We start from the raw sequence: 17,499 nt of genomic DNA, 5'->3' as shown, positions 1-17,499 counted from the left end.
TCGTCGATCGCGAAGGCTTCTCGGGCCTTCAGTCCACGCTCGGCAGGATGTGGGGCTCGGCGAGGTCGTCCTCGTAACCCGCGAGGCGGATCGGGGCCGACCGGGCCCACACGTCCAGGCTGCCGAGTTCGCCGGGCCGACGGCCCGCGCGTTCGGGGCGATCCTTGGGGCGTTGTTCGCGCTTCGTCTTCTCCGGTGTCACCGCGCACTCCTTATGTGTCGGGTCACCCTCGGGACCACTGCGCCGGGCCGATCCGCCCGTCGCCGGTAGCCCGCTCGGGTGTGAGTCGAAAGACCGTTCGGACGCGGTGGCGCCGGTTCTTCGTACGGAGCAGACCGTTGTGAACCGGCTGTCCCGGGACGGACCGTGGGTGTGGGTGGGACCCATTTCTGCTGTCCGTCCGCTACAGAGTAACCAAATGAGCGGGTACCCGCTCGATGGGGCTGAAAACTCGGGGTTACTGTCTGAAGACGTCCTGTTTCCTCCCCTGTTGGTTCACCCCTGCGTGGGACCGAGGCGAACGGGTGCCCTGCACGGGCCGTTGGGATGCCGTTGGGATGCCCTCCCCGTCGCACGTATCGCGCCGCCGCCGCACGCCGCGCAGTTCAGGTCCCGTTGGCCGAATCGCAAGCCACCCATGGTCTGCTGGCGGACGGCAACGGCTGTCCGGCGGGAGGACTGGCGCATGGAGCTGCGCAGTGTCGAGGAGCTGATGGATCTGCTGTACGCCTGCCGGGGCGCATGGGTTGCCCCCGGTCGCGTCGGCGCCGCCGGAACCGATCTGCACCAGCACGCGCTGCGCACCGCCGCGCTGCTGCGCCGGTGCCGCCCCGCCGACAAGGAACTCCAGGCGGCCGGGCTGGTCCAGGCGATCGGCCCGCTGCTCGGGCCCGGCGACCGGGCCGCCGACGCCGTACGCCCCCTGCTCGGCGAGCGGGTGGCCCGGCTGGTCCGCGCCCAGGGCCCCGGTGCCGACCCCGCCGACGACGACCTGCTCCGGCTGCGCCAGGCGGCCGAGGAGAGCCGCACCGCCGGTTTCGACGCCGGGGTCCTGGAGGACTGGCGCACCGTCCTGGAACTGCTCGCCGCCCGGAACTCCCGCCTCGGGGCTGTCGACTGACGATCCGTCATGAGACGGTACGGCGATGATGCCGCCGTACGGACTCCAGGGCAGGGCCGCCGTGGTCACCGGTGCCACCCGCGGCATCGGTCTCGCCGTCGCCCGCGCGCTCACGGAAGCGGGCGCGCGGGTATGCGTGACGGCGAGGGACGCGCAGGACGTGCGGCGCACGGCGGCGGAGCTGGGCGGTGCGGGGCTGCCGGGTGACGTGGCCGACCCGGCGCATCCGCGGGCGCTGGCGGACTTCTGCGTACGGGAACTGGGCCGCCTCGACATCGTGGTCAACAACGCCGCGACGAACCGGCCCTACGGCCCGCTCATGGACGTCGACCCGCTCGCCTGGCGCACGGCGTTCACGGTGAACGTGGAAGCCCCGCTGCGGCTGGTCCAGCACGCCTGGCGCGCCTGGATGCGCGACCACGGCGGCACGGTCGTCAACATCTGCACGGAGGGCGCCGGACACGTGGGCCCGCACATCGGCGCCTACGGCACCAGCAAGGCCGCCCTCCTGCACCTCACCCGCCAGCTCGCGGGCGAACTGGCCCCGAGGGTGCGCGTCAACTCCGTCTCCCCGGGCCTGATCCGCACCGACATGGCCCGCTTCGTCTGGGAGCACGCGGAACCGCAGCTGGCCGCGGCCCTCCCGCTCGCCCGCATCGGCTCCCCGCGGGACGTGGCCCGAGCCGTCGTCTGGCTGGCCTCGGACGCGGCCGAATGGGTGACCGGCGCCGACCTCCTGGTGGACGGCGGCACCCGGGTCCGGGCGGCGTCCGCGTCAGCGACCGGCTCGCCCCTCCAGGACCGTCTGCGCGACCAGGCGCCGACGGGACCGTGACGGCGGCCCGTGGCGAGCCCGGTCACCCGGTGGGATCATCGACCCCGAAGCCCTCCGGCCGGCCGCGCTGTCACCACTTGCCGGGCGCGTAGTCCTTCAGGAAGACGCCGTACACGTCCTCGCCCGCCTCGCCGCGCACCACCGGGTCGTAGACCCGGGCCGCGCCGTCGACCAGGTCCAGGGGGGCGTGGAAGCCCTCCTCGGCGAGGCGGAGCTTGTCGTAGTGGGGGCGCTCGTCGGTGATCCAGCCGGTGTCGACCGAGGTCATCAGGATGCCGTCCGACTGGAACATCTCCTGGGCGCTGGTCCGGGTCACCATGTTCATCGCGGCCTTGGCGGCGTTGGTGTTCGGGTGCCCCGCGCCCTTGTAGCCGCGGCCGAACACGCCCTCCATCGCCGAGACGTTGACGACGTACGCGCGGCCCGAGGACGCCTTGCGGGCCGCCTGTGCCATCACCGGGCGGAGCTTGCTGATCAGGATGAACGGCGCCGTGTAGTTGCACAGCTGGGTCTCCAGCAGCTCCACCGGGGAGATCTGCTCGATGGTCTGTACCCAGGTGTTGGTGTCGACGACGTCGGGGAGCAGACCGCCCGCGTCGATGGCGGTGCCGTCGCGGTGCCGCTCCACGCTGGCGTGGCCCGCGACCAGGGCGAGGTCGGCCACCTGCTGCGCGTCGAGCCCGGAGATCCCGGCGGGCAGCGCGGCCAGGCCGTCCACCGCGCCGGAGTTGAAGGCGCCGATGACGTGGTGGGCGGGCAGCTCACCGGCGGGCAGCGGCGCCGACTCGCCGTCCACCAGCGCGGCGTAGGCCGAGGGCAGGCGCCGTACCGTCTGGGTCGCGTTGTTGATCAGGATGTCCAGCGGGCCCTGCTCGCTCATCCGGTCGGCCAGGGCGACGGCCTGGGCCGGGTCGCGCAGGTCGATGCCGACGACCTCCAGGCGGTGGATCCAGTCCGCGGAGTCGTCCATGGCCTTGAAGCGGCGGATGGCGTCCTTCGGGAACCGCGTGGTGATCGTGGTGTGCGCGCCGTCGCGCAGCAGTCGCAGCGCGATGTACATGCCGATCTTGGCGCGGCCGCCGGTGAGCAGCGCCCGCTTGCCGGTGAGGTCCGCGCGGACGTCGCGCTTGGTGCGGTTCAGCGCGGCGCAGTCCGGACAGAGCTGGTGGTAGAAGTAGTCGACTTCCACGTACCGCGTCTTGCAGGTGTAGCAGGAGCGCGGGCGCTGGAGTATCCCGGCGATCCGCCCCTCCTCGGTGGGCGACGACGGCAGCAGCCCCTCGGTCTCGTCGTCGATGCGCTGCGCGGAGCCGGTCGCCGTGGCCTCGGTGACCGCCCTGTCGTGGGCGGTCTTGGCGGCCCGGCGCTCCTGGCGGCGGCGCTGCTTGACCGTGCGGTAGACGCCCGCGGTGGCCCGGCGCACGGCGACGGCGTCGGGGTGGTCGACCTCCAGCTTGTCGAGCTCCTCCAGCACGCTGAGGCAGACGGCCAGCCGCTCGGGGTCGATGCCGGGGCCGTACACGACCTCTTCCGTGGTCGCCGGACCGTCCTCTGTCACCGTCATCGCCGCTGCCGCTTCCCTGCTCACCCGTGCGGCGCTCCGACCGCGTCCGCTTTCGAACGGGGAATTCTACGGAGCGCCGGGCGTCACTACCAAAAACCGGGACGGTCAAGGGTCACAGGCCGTGATCAGCGTCTCCACCTCGTCCGACAGCGCCGCCGCCAGCCGGTCCAGATCCGGTACGGCCACCGCGTCGGCGACCAGGCCGTAGTGGACCGCGCCGCGGTACGTCGAGACCGCCACCGCGAGGGACTGGCCGCGGGCTAGCGGCGCGTAAGGGAAGACGGCGGTGACCGGGTTGCCGCCGAGTCTCAGGCCGAGGCCGGGCAGCGGGACGCTGGTGACCAGGAGGTCGAACCAGAGCCGGGCGGCCTGGCCGACCAGGGGGCCGGCGAGGCGGTGGCCGAGTGGCGGGACGTGGTCGGCGAGCAGGGCCACCGCGCCCGCGCCGCGGTTCGGGCCCGCGTCCTTGTTGCGGTCCATGGCGGCGCGGACCGTGCCGAGGCGGCGCAGCGGGTCGGGGTCGTCGACGGGCAGCCGCACGAGGTATCCGGAGAGCCGGTTGCCCTGCGGGTGCGCGGTGCGCGGGCGGCGCCTGGAGACGGGGATCAGGGCGCGGGGCGCGACGCCCTCGCTGCCGTCGCCGCGTTCGTCCAGCCAGCGGCGCAGGGCGCCGGCGACGACCGCGATCAGTACGTCGTTGACGGTGCCGCCGACGGCCTTGCGCACCCGGTGCACATCGTCGAGGTCGACGACGACTCCGGCGGTACGTCGGGTGCCGCTGGGCTCGGCGGTGAGCGCGGCCGTGGAGCGCGCGGCCAGCGTGGCGTCCAGGGTCGACACGGCGAGGGAGGCGCCGATGTCCAGGGCGCGGCCCACGTCGGACAGGGCGCCCCGGACCAGTCCGGGCAGCCCCCGCAGGTCCGGGAGCAGGCCACGCGGGGGCTCGGCCGGGCGGGGCCGTGGCTCGGGCAGGTCCATGGGGTCGAGCACGGCCGCGGCGAGGGTCAGCGCGCGCAGTCCGTCGGCGAGGGCGTGGTGGAACTTGAACAGCACGGCGAAGGACTCGCCGTCGGCGCCGGGCAGCACATGGGCCTCCCAGGGCGGCCGGCCGCGCTCCAGCGGGCGCTCCATGAGGCGTCCGGCGACCGCCTGGAAGTCGTCGGCCGGGGCGTGCAGCCGCACATGGTCCAGGGGGTCGAAGCCGGGGACCGGCTCCCGGGTGGCGGCGCCGAAGGCGAGCGGCTGCCATACGTCCCGGATGCGCATCCGCAGCCCGGGGACGGCGGCGGCGCGGGCCGCGAGGAGGTCGGCGGCGTGCGCCCCGGCCGTGGGCGACCGCGCGGAGAAGACACCCAGGGCACCGAGGTGCATCGGGTGCCGTGCGGACTCGATGTTCCAGAACGCCAGGTCGAGAGGGGCCAGCAGGTCGGAAGTCAAGGGCTTGCCTCGCGTCGACGACGGGGTGGACCAGCAGTCAATCGTCCTCGAGCGATTACGGTCAAGTGCGATCAAGCTACGCACAGTTAACAGCAGATTAAGTCCAACCCGTTGGCGGAGCGCGAGGTCAGGTCACCCGCTGCCCCTTCCCCAGCGCGATGACCCCGCCCTTGGAGACCGTGTACAGCTCCGCGTCCCGCTCCGGATTGACGCCGATCGTCGCCCCCGGCGGCACCTCCACGTTCTTGTCCAGGACCGCCCCCCGCACCACCGCGCCCCGGCCTATGTGGACGTTGTCGTGCAGCACCGACCCCTGGACCACCGCCCCGGGGTCCACCACCACACCCGGCGAGAGCACGGACCGCGTGACCTGCCCCCGGATCAGACAGCCCGCGCTGATGATCGACTCCCCGGCGATGCCGCCCGCGTTGAAACGGGCCGGGGAGAGCTGGCCCGAGTGGGTGTAGATGGGCCACTGCCGGTTGTAGAGGTTGAAGGCGGGCCGCTCGGCGATCAGGTCCATATGGGCGTCGTAGTACGCGTCCAGCGTGCCGACGTCCCGCCAGTACCCCTGGTCCCGGGTCGTCTCGCCGGGGACGTGGTTGGCGCTGAAGTCGTACAGCTGCGCCTCGCCCCGCTCGGTGAGCTGGGGCAGGATCGAGCCGCCCATGTCGTGCACGGACCGGTCGTCCTCGGCGTCCCGCTGGAGCGCCTCGATCAGGGCCTTGGTGGTGAAGATGTAGTTGCCCATCGAGGCGAACACGCACTCGGGGTCGTCCGGCAGGCCGGGCGGGTCGGCGGGCTTCTCCAGGAAGCGCTCCACCGTCTGCCCGTCGGAGCCGGGGCTGATCACCCCGAACGAGGCGGACTCGCCGCGCGGGACGCGTATCCCGGCCACGGTCACCCCCGCGCCGGACTCGATGTGCTGGGCCAGCATCTGCCGCGGGTCCATGCGGTACACGTGGTCGGCGCCGAACACCGCGACGTACTCGGGCCGTTCGTCGTAGATCAGGTTCAGGGACTGCAGGATCGCGTCCGCGCTGCCCAGGAACCAGCGGGGGCCCAGGCGCTGCTGGGCCGGGACCGGGGTGACGTAGTTGCCGAGCAGACTGGACATCCGCCAGGTGGTGGTGATGTGCCGGTCCAGCGAGTGCGACTTGTACTGCGTGAGCACGCAGACGCGCAGGATGTCGCCGTTGACCAGATTGGACAGGACGAAGTCGACGAGCCGGTAGGTGCCGCCGAACGTGACCGCTGGTTTCGCGCGGTCCGCCGTCAGGGGCATCAGGCGTTTGCCTTCTCCGCCCGCCAGCACGATGCCGAGCACCGAAGGTCCGCCACGACGCATGGGCCGCTCCCCTCAAGCAGATTGACCCCAGCCTGCCCCCACTCGAGGTGTCCTACGCCTGTTCGAGGATCTCCTCGTAGAGCCGGACCGTGCGCCGCGCCACCGCGTCCCAGCCGAACTCCCCCACCGCGCGCTCCCGTCCGGCCTCGCCCATCGCCCGGGCGCCCTCCGGATCCGCGAGCACGGAGTCCAGGGCCCGCGTGAGGCCCGCCTCGAAGCCGTCGTCCACCGGCACCAGCAGTCCCGTCTTGCCGTCGTCGACGACCTCGGGGATCCCGCCGGTCCGCGAGGCCACCACCGCGGTCCCGCAGGCCATCGCCTCCAGGTTGACGATGCCGAGGGGTTCGTACACCGAGGGGCAGGCGAACACGGCGGCGTGCGTGAGGAGTTGGATCACCTCGGGGCGCGGCAGCATCTGCGGGATCCAGTGCACGCCCGCGCGCACCCGGCTCAGCTCCTCGAAGAGCTCGCGGAACTCCCGGTCGATCTCCGGGGTGTCGGGGGCGCCCGCGCACAGCACGACCTGCGCGGCCGGGTCGATGTCCCGTACCGCGCGCAGCAGATGGGGCACGCCCTTCTGGCGGGTGATCCGGCCGACGAACAGGACGTACGGGCGGCCCCGGTCGATGCCGATCCGGTCCAGCACGTCGGTGCCGTGGTCGGGGCGGTACAGGTCGGTGTCGATGCCGTTGTGCACGACGCGCACCCGCGCGGGGTCCAGCCCCGGGTAGCAGGCGAGGATGTCCTCGCGCATCGCGCCCGACACGGCGATCACCGCGTCCGCGGTCTCGATCGCGGTGCGCTCCGCCCAGCTGGACAAGGCGTACCCGCCACCGAGCTGCTCGGCCTTCCAGGGCCGCAGCGGCTCCAGGGAGTGGGCGGTCATCACATGCGGGATGCCGTACAGCAGCTTGGCCAGATGGCCGCCGAGGTTGGCGTACCAGGTGTGCGAGTGGACCAGTTCGCTGCCTTCCAGGGCGGCGGCCATCGCGAGGTCCACGGAGAAGGTGCGCAGCGCGTCGTTGGCGGTGTCGAGGGCGGACCAGGGGCGGTGGCGCAGCACGCCCTCGGCGCGGCCCTCGCCCCAGGAGTGCACCTCCAGGTCGACCAGGGACGTCAACTCCCGGGCGAGGAACTCCACATGGACACCGGCGCCGCCGTACACATCCGGCGGGTACTCCCGGGTCAACAGTCCCACTCGCACCAGCATCCCCCTGTCTCGGCCGGTCCCCCATGGTCACCCAGATGCGGCGCGCGCGGAAGAGCTCAGCGGGCGGGGACTCGGCTGCCTCGCGAGGGGGAAAAGTCATAGAATTGCCGTAAAGATCAGATGATGTCCAGCCCTAGGGTCGAGGTCCACGAGGAGCGGTGGCACCAAGGGCGGCCGTAGACGTCTCGGGGTGCACCCCCCACCCTCAGGAGGACGGAGGGCGTTTTGTACTCCATCGGCAGTAGGAGTCATTGCCTGCTCAGGGACGACGACGGGAAGAACTTTTAACGGCATCGTGTTGGCTATGGAAGCCGACAGCTGGCCGCGCGGGACGACGAGCCCCCGCCTCACGCAGAGGAGCCGCTCATGAGTGCCCTCGCGTTGTCCGTGCTCCTGTCCCTCGTCTCCGCCGTCGCCTACGCGGGCGGAGCGATCGTGCAGGAGCGCGTCGCGGTGTCCACGCCCGGACAGCACTACGCGCCGCTGCGCCGGCCGGTCTGGTGGGCCGCCGTGGCGCTGAACGGCCTGGGCGGGCTGCTGCACGTGGCGGCCCTCGCCTACGGACCGCTGAGCGTGGTCCAGCCGCTGGGAGCGCTCACCATCGTGTTCGCGCTGCCGATGGCGGCCCTGTTCGTCGGCCGCAAGGCCGGGGCGACCGCCTGGCGCGGCGCGATCATGGCGACCGTCGGTCTCGCCGGTCTGCTCTCCCTGGTCGGCGCCTCCGAGTCGCAGTCCCTCGACACCGCGCAGCGCACCGGCGTGGCCCTGGTCACCGCGGGCGCCGTCGCGACCCTGATGATCGCGGGCCGGGCGGCCCACCGGCACCCGGTGGTGCGCAGCGTACTGCTCGCGACCGCGTCCGGTATCGCCTTCGGCATGTCCTCGGTGTTCACGAAGATCGTCGCCGTCGACTGGGACGGCGGGGTGACGGCGGGCGACCTGCCGTCCCTGGCCACCATCGGTGTCTTCGCCACCGCCGGTCTGCTGCTGTCCCAGGCCGCCTACCGCGGCGCCGGACTCGCGGCCCCGCTGGCGGTGCTGACGGTCGTGAACCCGGTGATCGCGGCCGCGGTCGGCATCACGATGTTCGGCGAAACCTTCCGCTACGGCACCACCGGCACCGCGCTCGCGCTGAGCTGCGGTGTGGTCGCGACGGGTGGCCTGATCCTGCTGACGACGGAGCGCATTCAACGCGCTCCGGCACCCGCGCGGCCGGTCCCGGAACTCCCCGCGACACCGGCGCCGGCGCCCTCGCCCGCCTCCACCGAGGAGCTGGTCCTCGCTTCCGCCTCCGCGGAGGAGCTGGTTCTCGTGCTCCCCGCGCAGCAGGAGACGACGCCGAGCGCCGCCTCACCGCACCTCTACGGGCCGTTCTACGGCGGCCCCTACGTCCCGATGCCGGTCCTGGACCGGCACCGGACGCGCGTCAGATCCTGACGCCGCCTGCCCGCAGGTAGGCCACCGGGTCGATGTCCGACCCGAAGCCGGGCCCCGTCCGCACCTCGAAGTGCAGATGCGGGCCCGAGCTGTTGCCCGTGGAACCGGCACGGCCGATGCGCTGGCCGGCGCCGACCTGCTGGCCGCTGCGCACGGAGATCGCCGACAGATGGGCGTACTGGGTGTAGCGGCCGTCGGCGTGCCGGACCACCACCTGGTAGCCGAAGGAGCCCTCCCAGCCCGCACCGACCACCTTGCCGTCGGCCACGGACCGCACGGTCGTACCGGTGGCGACGGGGAAGTCGACGCCGGTGTGGTAGCCCTTCGACCAGGAGGTGCCCGCCTTGTGGTAGGGCGTGCCGGTGGGCGCGCTCACCGGGGAGACCATGGTCTTCTTGGAGGTCTTCGCGGGCGTGGACTTCTCGGAAGTCTTCTGTTTCGGCAGGGGCTTGGCGGCCGCCGGAGTCGTCTTCGCGGCGGACCCGCCGCCGAGGGCGAGCCGCTGCCCGGGCATGATCAGGTCCGGATCCGCCCCCACGGTCCTGCGGTTGGCGTCGTACAGCCCCCGCCAGCCGCCCCGGACGTCCTGCTCGTCGGCGATCGTGGAGAGGGTGTCGCCGCGCACCACCGTGTACATCTGGGCCTTGCCGGCCCGGGACTGCGGTGTGGTCTGCGGCTTGACGTCCGGTACCGAGGTTTTCAGCTCGGGGCTCTCCCCGCCCCGGGTGAGCCCGGCCCGTACCGAGCACACCGGCCAGGCGCCGGGGCCCTGTCCGTCCAGGACCTTCTCCGCGACGGCTATCTGCTCGTCCTTGGTGGCCAGGTCGGCCCGCGGGGCGTACCGGGTGCCGCCGTACTGCTCCCAGGTGGACTGGGCGAACTGGAGGCCGCCGTAGTAGCCGTTGCCGGTGTTGATGTTCCAGTTGTTGGTCGACTCGCACGCGGCGACCTTGTCCCAGGTCTCCACGTCCGCCGCCTGCGCGGTTCCGGTGCCGATGAGCGGGATCGCCATCCCGGCGCTGCCCGCCGTCACGGTGAGCGAGGCTCGGTTGATCCTGTTCGGCTGATACCGGCGGTGCCGGCCGCGTGCGGCCATAACGGTGCCCCCTCGACATGCGTCAGGAGGGCCAAAAGTAAGCGCCCGTAACAGGCCATGACAAGACAGCAATCGGCCGCGATGTGGCTCAAGAAGCAAGGGCGGGGCTCCGGTTGCGCAACGGCTGAGGCGGGCGGGCCCTTCCGTGCGTATCAGCCTGCGGAACATCGAGCCACCCGGGAGTGCGGCCGGAGTACCGGCACGTCAAGATGGTCCCTGCGGCAATACTGGCGGCCACGAACCGGCCACGACCGGCCACGACCGGCACCATCGGTACCGGATTCCTTAGGAGCCAACGGAATGAGCAATTCAGCCCAGATCGGCGTCACGGGTCTCGCGGTCATGGGACGCAATCTCGCCCGCAACTTCGCCCGCAACGGCTACACGGTCGCGGTGCACAACCGGACGTCGGCGCGTACCCACGCGCTGGTGGAGGAGTTCGGCGGTGAGGGCGAGTTCATCGCGGCCGAGACCGCCAAGGACTTCGTGGCGGCGCTGGAGCGGCCCCGCCGCCTGGTCGTCATGGTGAAGGCCGGTGAGCCCACCGACGCGGTGATCCAGGAGTTCGCCCCGCTCCTGGAGCCCGGCGACATGATCATCGACGGCGGCAACGCGCACTTCGCCGACACCCGGCGCCGTGAGCGGGAACTGCGCGAGCAGGGCATCCACTTCGTCGGCATGGGCGTCTCCGGCGGCGAGGAGGGCGCGCTCAACGGCCCGAGCATCATGCCGGGCGGCCCGAAGGAGTCGTACGACTCGCTCGGCCCGATGCTGGAGAAGATCTCCGCGAAGGCGACGGACGGGGCGCCCTGCGTGACGCACGTGGGTCCGGACGGCGCCGGGCACTTCGTGAAGATGGTGCACAACGGCATCGAGTACGCCGACATGCAGCTGATCGGTGAGGCGTACCAGCTGCTGCGCGATGTCGCGGGCTACTCCCCCGCGCAGATCGCGGAGATCTTCCGGACGTGGAACACCGGCCGTCTCGACTCCTACCTGATCGAGATCACGGCCGAGGTGCTGGCCCACGTGGACGAGGCCACGGGCAAGCCGTTCGTGGACGTCGTGGTGGACCAGGCGGAGCAGAAGGGCACGGGGCGGTGGACCGTGCAGATCGCGCTGGACCTGGGCGTCCCGGTGTCGGGTATCGCCGAGGCCGTCTTCGCGCGTTCCCTGTCCGGCCACGCGGAGCTGCGGGCCGCTTCGCGGGAGCTGGCGGGACCGAAGGCGGCGCCGCTCGGTGAAGCCGAGGCGGCCACCTTCGCCGACCGCGTCGAGCAGGCGCTGTACGCCTCGAAGATCGTGTCCTACACGCAGGGCTTCCACGAGATGGACGCGGCGCGCGCCGAGTACGACTGGGACATCGATCTCGGTGCCGTCTCCGCGATCTGGCGCGGCGGGTGCATCATCCGGGCCGCGTTCCTGGACCGGATCCGCGCGGCCTACGACGCCCGGGCGGATCTGCCGAGCCTGCTGGCGGACGAGACGTTCGCCGGCGAGATCGCGTCCGCTCAGGACGACTGGCGTGAGGTGATCGTGGCGGCGACCCGGCAAGGCGTACCGACTCCGGGCTTCTCCGCGGCCCTCGCGTACTACGACGCGCTGCGCGCCGAGCGGTTGCCCGCGGCGCTGACGCAGGGGCAGCGGGACTTCTTCGGGGCGCACACGTACCGGAGGGTGGACCGGGAGGGGTCGTTCCACACGCTGTGGGGCGGGGACCGGTCGGAGGTGACCGGGTAGGAGGGCTTGCGCGGGTGGGCGGGGGCCTGTTGCGCCCTGCGCCCCTCGGTACGTGGGCGCTCGCCGCGTTCTACTGCCGAGCCGTCTGCCTCACGACAGCGGCGGGCCCGCTCCGGGTTCGGGACCGGGCGGGGAGACCGCTTGGCGGGATCGGGCGGGCGCGGCCAGTTGCCAGCAGCCGTGCCCCTCGGTACGACTGCGCTCGCCGCGTTCTTCTGCTAGCCACCTGACTGACGACAGCGGCGGGCCCGGCCCGGGTTCGGGACCGGGCGGGGAGACCGCTTGGCGGGGCTCATGGAGGGACGCGGGGCCGATCGCGCTCCGCGTCCCTCCGTACGACTGTGCTCGCCGCGTTCTTCTACCGAGCCCCTTGCCTCACGACAGCGGCGGGCCCGGTTCCGGGTTCGGGACCGGCTCCGGGCCCGGTGGGACCGGGGCCGGTTCCGGGTTCGGGACCGGCTCCGGGCCCGGTGGGACCGGGGACGGACTCGGGTCCGGGACCGGCTGCGGGCCCGGCGGTGAGGGCGGGGGCGTGGGGACGGGGCCCGGCGCCGGACGCGGGTCCGGGGTCGGCGGGGGACCCGGCGTCGGCGCGGGGGCCGGGTCCGGGGTCGGGGCGGGGCCCGGGGTCGGGTCCGGGTGGACCGGGTCCGGGTACGGGTTGGTCATCGTGTCCTCCAGCCTTGGATGAAGCGGCGGCTCCTAGGACTACTGCCCCGCGTACCCCGGCTCGCCCGTGCAGTCACCCGCCTGGGCCCCGGCAGCCAGGCCCGGACGCGGGCTGGAGAGCACGGGGACGGCGGTCGTGGTCAGCCGCTGCGCCGGGGCCATCGAGGCCTGGGCCAGGACGATCGCGTCGGCGTCGGTGACCTCGTCGGCGGCGGAGGCGACCAGCGTCGCGTACGCGTGCGCGTCGCCCGCCTCGAACCGCGCCCAGGCCCCCTCGACGAGCCGGGTCCGCACCTCGACCGGGCGTCCGGCGCGCTCGGCCTCCTCCCGGATCAGGTCCGCCGTCGGGCCGAGCGTGCTCTCCAGGGCGGCGAGGACAACGACGCGGGTGCCGGTCGCGACCGCGGCTGCCGCCATCGGACGGTCGACGCGCAGCACGGGTACGCCGACGTCGGCCGCCTCGGCCACGCCGCCGATGGTCGAGCAGGTGCACAGCACGGCACGCGCGCCCTCTGCGACGGCACGGCGCAGGATCGCGGCCACGTCCTCCGCGACCGCGTCGGGGCCCTCCGCGCGGGCCCGTTCCAGCAGCCGCTCGTCGACGACGTGCCGCAGCTCCAGCCCCGGGTGGGCCTCGTCGCGCAGGACGTCGAAGACGGGGACGTGGACGGGCGAGGTGTGCAGGAGGGTGAGGGCCATCAGAAGCGGCCGGGGTGCGCCACGACCCATTCCTTCGCCGCGCGCAGCAGCTCGGGGTCGGCGGCGGGGGCCTCGTCGGGGTGGCGCTCCGCCCACTTGACGACGTACGGGCACAGCGGGGCGACGACCGTGCCCTCGTGCTCGGCGACGGCGTACAGCTCGCGGGCGAGGGAGCCGGCGATGCCCTTGCCCTCATGGGCGGGCTCGACGACGGTGTGAACCGGGACCAGGGCGCGCCCGGGGGCATCGAGGACGAAGTACTCGATCCGGCCGACCACTTCGCCGCCCGCGACCGCCTCCAGGCGGCCCGCCGCCCGGTCGTCACGGATCTCGATCTCGATCTCGCTCGCGGGCACGCTCCTGGTCCGTCCGGTCCGTCTGCTCCGCTCAGGCCGGTACGGCCTGCGGGCTGCGCTGCTGGTCCGAGCCCGGCACCGGCTCCGACGGGTCGGCGCCGAGAGCCACGATCCGGTTGTCGCGGTCCACGTGCACGACCCGCGGCTGGAGCGCGCGCGCCTCGGCGTCGGTGACCTGAGCGTAACTGATGATGATCACCAGATCCCCGGGGTGCACGAGATGGGCGGCGGCACCGTTGATCCCGATCACCCCGGAGCCGCGCTCGCCCTCGATGACGTACGTCTCCAGCCGGGCGCCGTTGGTGATGTCGACGATGTGCACCAGCTCGCCGGGCAGCAGATCGGCGGCGTCGAGCAGCTCCGCGTCGATGGTCACCGATCCCACGTAGTGCAGGTCGGCCTGGGTGACGGTGGCTCGGTGGATCTTGGACTTGAACATGGTTCGCAGCATGAACAGCTCCCAATTGGTCTGCTCCCTGCCCGCTCAGCGGGTCAAGGGCGGTCTTCGGAGACTACAACGACCGCCACGTCCGGTCAGCTGTCCCCCGGTGTCTCCAGGCTCACACTGACAACCGTTTCCGGCCCGGAGAGCCGATCAGCCCTGGTGTAATCGTTGGGGACGACCGAGGATCAAGCAGCTGTGGAGCGACATCCTGGAGCAGGCCGAGCTACTGGAGTCGGGGGAGGGAAAGGCGAGTACGCACTTCCTCGGTTCGGTTGTGCTCGCCCCGTCGCCGCAGAACGATGCGACCTTTCCCCGTTGGCTCGTCTTCGACGGCCAGCAGCGGATGACCACGCTGTCCCTGGCTTTGGCCGCCATCCGCGATCATGTCGCGGGAACCAAGCCGAATGAGGCCCAGCGCATCGACGAGCAATACCTGATCAACAAATGGAACAGCGGCAACGAACATCTCCGTCTGTTGCCGACGCAGGCGGACCGTCCGCAGTTCGCCGCACACATCCGCGGCCCCCTCGCCGACCAGGACACCGGTAGTGGCGTCGCCGGCGCATACGCCTTCTTCCGCAAGAAGCTCGTCGAGGCGAGACGCGCACCGAACGGTTCTTCCGCCAGCTCGCGGCAGACGACTCATCGAGACCGTCGAAGCTGTCCACGCGCTCTTCGCCCACTGGGAGGGACTGGGCGGCTGGATTGGCCACGGCGCGGGACACGTCACCACGAGCGCGTACCTCATGCTCGGCGAGTACATGGCCGCACGGGAGCCGCACCGACCGCGCGCTGAACTCCTTACCCGTCTCAACGCCCTGGACGGCGTCGACCTCCCAGAGGGCCAGTTGGAGCTGCGCCCCAACATCCGCTGTCCCTGCTCGAGAAGGACCGCAACCGGGAGCTGCTTGCCGAGACGCTCGAGGTGGGGTGAGTGAAGGGGCGCCTGACGGCAAGGTGCCCTTGCCGTGCTTACAGTGCGGCGGCGTCAGGCATTCTCGTCATGGATCCGCGCACCCAGATCCTCCGCCCATTCCAGCGCCCACGTCTTGAGCTCTCCGATCTGCCGGGAGGTGAGCCCGTACGCGGCGTAGTCCTCGTCCTCGTACCAGTCCGCACCGATGAGCCGGTCGCGGAGGTCCTCGAGGTCGAACTCGTCGTGAGCCCGGCGGCGGCCGAGGGTTTCCAGCTCGGCGGTGGACCGGATACGGGATGCGGCCTGGACGTCGATGAGGTCGCGGACGGTGCCTCGGTCGGCAAGGGCGCGGACTTTGGTGCCGATCACGTCGTCGAGGGAGAGGACGGGGCCGTAGGGGGTCTGGGCCGGGGGCGCCCAGAACGCCTCCTTGAGGACATCGACCTCACACTCCTCGCCGGTGTCCGGATCGGTGACGAGGAACCGGCCGCTGAGCGGGTCGGTCTGGACATGCGTCGTCCGCCATCCGCGCGCGACGAGGCCGGTGGCGAGGGACGCGACGATCTCGTCCATCGAGGCGGGGTTTTCGGTGGCGACGTCGAGGTCGCGGCTGAAGCGTTCGACCAGACCATGGGCCTGTACGGCGTAGCCACCGGTGAGGACCAGAGGATAGGGGGAGCCGACGTCGAGAATGTCGGCAAGCAGACGTTCGTGAAGCGCGGTGAGCTTCACGCGGTGGTCACATCGGTCGGTGCCGTGCGCGGCAGCTCCGGGAAGGACTGCTCCCAGACCTCGCGGATGTAAGGGCTGACCAGGCGTCGCAGCACGGGCCACTGCTCTGCCAGCAACCGGTGATGGAGGAAGGCTGCCAGATCCTCGCGGAGGCCCTCGGCGAGGACGGTCCGGTAGAGCGTCATGCGGGACTTCGGGCGGTCGAGACTGTAGCTCGTCCGTCCGGACCAGACGATGTGGAGCGGCAGGTCGACGGTGCCTTCGACCGGGCCGACCAGCTCATGCAGTCGCTCGGGCAGCCGACTGCGGTAGCGGTCCCGCAGCACCTCGGCGCGGGCGGCGGTGGTCGTCGCATCCATGCATCCAGTATCGCTGGTGCGAGGCAGCTGCGGGACTCCTCTGCCGTATGCCTGGGCGCCCGACTCCTCGCCACGGCGTACAACGGCCTTTCCTCCACCGGCAGTTGTCGCGTCCGCAGTATTGACGCCAGATGAAACAACTCAATAGTTTCAGTATCATCGACTCACAGGGGGCGCTCCCTACGGAATGGGTGGCCGTGATTCCCCCGGGAGGGCTCGCCCATGGGCCGCTACAGCCGGCTCCGCCGGATCCGGCAGCTGGATCCGCAGCAGGACTTCGAGCAGATCTACCGGTGGATCATCCACTACGAGTTCCCCCGCGACTATCTCCACGGGACGTCGATCGCGTTCCTGCGCGACTACGGCGTCCCGCGCATATCCCGACTCCTGGACCGCACACAGGAGTTCGAGCGGTCCGGCCAGAAGCGCTACGACGACACGGTGCTGATCACGTACGAGATGGTCCGTGAGGGGACGGACTCGGAGCACGGGCGGGCAGCCGCCCGCCATCTGAATCGCATCCACGGGCGCTACCCCATTCCCAACGAGGACTTCCTCTACGTCCTGGCCACCACCGTGGTGGGGCCGAAGCGGTGGATCGACCGGTTCGGCTGGCGGCGCCTGTGCGAGCAGGAGACCGAGAGTCTGGCGCTGATGGGCCGGCGGATGGGCGAGATGATGGGCATCTCCGGCGTCCCCGGCACCTATGCCGAGTTCGAGCGGCTCCACGACGACTACGAGCGGGAGATGTTCTCCTACCACCCGGCCAACCGCAGGGTCGCCGCGGCCACCCTGCGGGTCCTGGCCTCCTGGTACCCGGCCCCGGTGCGGCGGCTGGCCTCCCGGGTCCCGCTCGCCGTCCTGGACGAACCGCTGCTGAAAGCCCTCGGCTTTGCGCCGGAACCGCGCTGGCTGCGGGTCGCGGTCCACCGTGCGTTCCGCAGCCGGGCCGCGGTGATCCGGCTGCTGCCCGCACGGCCCGAGTGGTTCCCACGCAAGCCCAAGGCGCGCACGTACCCGTTCGGCTGGACCCTGGACGATCTCGGCCCGCACTGGGCACACTCCCGCCCGCAGACCCCGCACCAGGACGAGACCCCGGCGGAAGGGGCCTCCGCCAAGGGGGAGCGATCGGCGGACGGGCCCTGCGCCCCGGCGCAAACACGGACGGACCGGCCCTCCGCCCCGGCGCAGAAACCGGGGGAAGGAGCCTCCACTCCGGGGCAAACACCGACGGACCGTCCCTCCACCCCGGCACAGAAACCGACGGACGGGCCCTCCACCCAGGTGCAAACCCCGCCAGGAGAAACCTCCGTCCCGGCGCAGAACCCCAGAGGTCGAGCCTCCACCCCGGCACAAGCACCGACGGACCGCCCCTCCGCACAGGCGCAAGCCCCCACGGAAAAGCCCTCCACCCCGGCACAGAACCCCATGGACCGAGCCCCCACCCCGGCGCAGAAACCGACGGACGGGCCCTCCACCCAGCCACCGAACCCCGGGAAAGGAGCCCCCGCCCCGGCGCAGAAGCCCGCAGCGGA

At 71.9% G+C, this 17,499-nt stretch carries 15 protein-coding genes and 2 pseudogenes; 6 read left to right on the top strand and 11 right to left on the bottom strand.

All coding sequences use genetic code 11. From position 1 onward, the window contains the following. Positions 1-28: 28 nt before the first annotated feature. Entirely contained in the window at positions 29-202 is a 174-nt protein-coding gene (locus ACWD11_RS29210) for a hypothetical protein (RefSeq protein ID WP_389418975.1), read from the bottom strand. A 484-nt stretch (positions 203-686) separates the two neighbouring features. On the opposite strand from ACWD11_RS29210, the gene ACWD11_RS29205 reads away from it, so the two are divergent. After that, positions 687-1,121 carry a hypothetical protein gene (locus ACWD11_RS29205; protein ID WP_451286556.1) on the top strand — a complete coding sequence of 145 codons (435 nt, stop codon included), beginning with the start codon at positions 687-689 and terminating at the stop codon, positions 1,119-1,121. A 25-nt stretch (positions 1,122-1,146) separates the two neighbouring features. Further along, positions 1,147-1,956, top strand: a complete 810-nt coding sequence (locus tag ACWD11_RS29200; RefSeq protein ID WP_451286554.1) for an SDR family oxidoreductase — start codon at positions 1,147-1,149, stop codon at positions 1,954-1,956. A 70-nt stretch (positions 1,957-2,026) separates the two neighbouring features. Here ACWD11_RS29200 and ACWD11_RS29195 read toward each other — a convergent pair whose 3' ends face one another. From ACWD11_RS29195 to glgA, 4 genes are all read right to left on the bottom strand, one after another. Next, on the bottom strand, positions 2,027-3,520 hold the full coding sequence (locus tag ACWD11_RS29195; RefSeq protein WP_389418977.1) for an SDR family NAD(P)-dependent oxidoreductase: 1,494 nt from the start codon (positions 3,518-3,520) through the stop codon (positions 2,027-2,029). 105 nt (positions 3,521-3,625) lie between these two features. Then, complete coding sequence (locus tag ACWD11_RS29190; RefSeq protein ID WP_389418978.1) at positions 3,626-4,957, bottom strand: wax ester/triacylglycerol synthase family O-acyltransferase; 1,332 nt, start codon at positions 4,955-4,957, stop codon at positions 3,626-3,628. A gap of 127 nt (positions 4,958-5,084) precedes the next feature. Next, positions 5,085-6,305, bottom strand: a complete 1,221-nt coding sequence (glgC, locus tag ACWD11_RS29185) for a glucose-1-phosphate adenylyltransferase (RefSeq protein WP_389418979.1) — start codon at positions 6,303-6,305, stop codon at positions 5,085-5,087. A 52-nt stretch (positions 6,306-6,357) separates the two neighbouring features. Then, a complete protein-coding gene (gene glgA, locus ACWD11_RS29180; protein ID WP_389418980.1) occupies positions 6,358-7,509 on the bottom strand; it encodes a glycogen synthase in 1,152 nt (383 codons plus the stop codon). A 372-nt stretch (positions 7,510-7,881) separates the two neighbouring features. On the opposite strand from glgA, the gene ACWD11_RS29175 reads away from it, so the two are divergent. Continuing rightward, positions 7,882-8,952 carry a DMT family transporter gene (locus ACWD11_RS29175; RefSeq protein WP_389418981.1) on the top strand — a complete coding sequence of 357 codons (1,071 nt, stop codon included), beginning with the start codon at positions 7,882-7,884 and terminating at the stop codon, positions 8,950-8,952. Here ACWD11_RS29175 and ACWD11_RS29170 read toward each other — a convergent pair. Continuing rightward, positions 8,942-10,048, bottom strand: coding sequence for a transglycosylase family protein (locus ACWD11_RS29170; protein WP_451286551.1), 1,107 nt, complete (start codon positions 10,046-10,048; stop codon positions 8,942-8,944). The two genes, ACWD11_RS29175 and ACWD11_RS29170, sit on opposite strands and share 11 nt — an antisense overlap. 300 nt (positions 10,049-10,348) lie before the next feature. Between ACWD11_RS29170 and gndA the strand changes: the two genes are divergently transcribed. Continuing rightward, positions 10,349-11,788, top strand: a complete 1,440-nt coding sequence (gene gndA, locus ACWD11_RS29165) for an NADP-dependent phosphogluconate dehydrogenase (RefSeq protein WP_451286549.1) — start codon at positions 10,349-10,351, stop codon at positions 11,786-11,788. 708 nt (positions 11,789-12,496) lie between these two features. On the opposite strand, the gene ACWD11_RS29160 is transcribed toward gndA, so the two are convergent. From ACWD11_RS29160 to panD, 3 genes are read right to left on the bottom strand one after another with little or no spacing between them, the layout of a single operon-like run. Beyond that, the gene (locus ACWD11_RS29160) at positions 12,497-13,156 is read right to left on the bottom strand and encodes an aspartate/glutamate racemase family protein (protein ID WP_451286547.1); all 660 of its coding nucleotides are present in this window, start codon (positions 13,154-13,156) and stop codon (positions 12,497-12,499) included. After that, positions 13,156-13,512 (bottom strand): GNAT family N-acetyltransferase, encoded by a 357-nt coding sequence (locus tag ACWD11_RS29155; RefSeq protein WP_451286545.1) that lies wholly within the window; start codon positions 13,510-13,512, stop codon positions 13,156-13,158. Before ACWD11_RS29155 ends, ACWD11_RS29160 begins: the two co-directional genes overlap by 1 nt. Positions 13,513-13,543: 31 nt before the next feature. Continuing rightward, positions 13,544-13,963, bottom strand: a complete 420-nt coding sequence (gene panD / locus ACWD11_RS29150) for an aspartate 1-decarboxylase (protein WP_389418986.1) — start codon at positions 13,961-13,963, stop codon at positions 13,544-13,546. Between the two features lie 172 nt (positions 13,964-14,135). Here panD and ACWD11_RS29145 point away from each other — a divergent pair. After that, positions 14,136-14,753: pseudogene (locus ACWD11_RS29145) on the top strand (DUF262 domain-containing protein); the annotation flags it as partial. A 192-nt stretch (positions 14,754-14,945) separates the two neighbouring features. Here ACWD11_RS29145 and ACWD11_RS29140 read toward each other — a convergent pair. Both ACWD11_RS29140 and ACWD11_RS29135 read right to left on the bottom strand, forming a co-directional pair. Then, positions 14,946-15,605 carry a nucleotidyl transferase AbiEii/AbiGii toxin family protein gene (locus ACWD11_RS29140; RefSeq protein ID WP_451286543.1) on the bottom strand — a complete coding sequence of 220 codons (660 nt, stop codon included), beginning with the start codon at positions 15,603-15,605 and terminating at the stop codon, positions 14,946-14,948. Further along, positions 15,602-15,964, bottom strand: a complete 363-nt coding sequence (locus ACWD11_RS29135; RefSeq protein WP_451286541.1) for a hypothetical protein — start codon at positions 15,962-15,964, stop codon at positions 15,602-15,604. Before ACWD11_RS29135 ends, ACWD11_RS29140 begins: the two co-directional genes overlap by 4 nt. 222 nt (positions 15,965-16,186) lie before the next feature. On the opposite strand from ACWD11_RS29135, the pseudogene ACWD11_RS29130 reads away from it, so the two are divergent. Further along, positions 16,187-17,065: pseudogene (locus ACWD11_RS29130) on the top strand (oxygenase MpaB family protein); the annotation flags it as partial. Between the last annotated feature and the right edge of the window lie 434 nt (positions 17,066-17,499).

It is taken from the genome of Streptomyces sp. NPDC002776 (assembly GCF_053592195.1).
This window is presented reverse-complemented; position numbering and strand designations above follow the sequence as displayed.

Excerpts from the sequence above, each read along its gene's own strand:
- ACWD11_RS29205 (WP_451286556.1), top strand. The coding sequence starts at position 687 with ATGGAGCTGCGCAGTGTCGAGGAGCTGATGGATCTGCTGTACGCCTGC.
- ACWD11_RS29200 (WP_451286554.1), top strand. The coding sequence starts at position 1,147 with ATGATGCCGCCGTACGGACTCCAGGGCAGGGCCGCCGTGGTCACCGGT.
- ACWD11_RS29195 (WP_389418977.1), bottom strand. The coding sequence starts at position 3,520 with ATGACGGTGACAGAGGACGGTCCGGCGACCACGGAAGAGGTCGTGTAC.
- glgC (WP_389418979.1), bottom strand. The coding sequence starts at position 6,305 with ATGCGTCGTGGCGGACCTTCGGTGCTCGGCATCGTGCTGGCGGGCGGA.
- ACWD11_RS29175 (WP_389418981.1), top strand. The coding sequence starts at position 7,882 with ATGAGTGCCCTCGCGTTGTCCGTGCTCCTGTCCCTCGTCTCCGCCGTC.
- ACWD11_RS29170 (WP_451286551.1), bottom strand. The coding sequence starts at position 10,048 with ATGGCCGCACGCGGCCGGCACCGCCGGTATCAGCCGAACAGGATCAAC.
- gndA (WP_451286549.1), top strand. The coding sequence starts at position 10,349 with ATGAGCAATTCAGCCCAGATCGGCGTCACGGGTCTCGCGGTCATGGGA.
- ACWD11_RS29160 (WP_451286547.1), bottom strand. The coding sequence starts at position 13,156 with ATGGCCCTCACCCTCCTGCACACCTCGCCCGTCCACGTCCCCGTCTTC.
- panD (WP_389418986.1), bottom strand. The coding sequence starts at position 13,963 with ATGCTGCGAACCATGTTCAAGTCCAAGATCCACCGAGCCACCGTCACC.
- ACWD11_RS29135 (WP_451286541.1), bottom strand. The coding sequence starts at position 15,964 with ATGGATGCGACGACCACCGCCGCCCGCGCCGAGGTGCTGCGGGACCGC.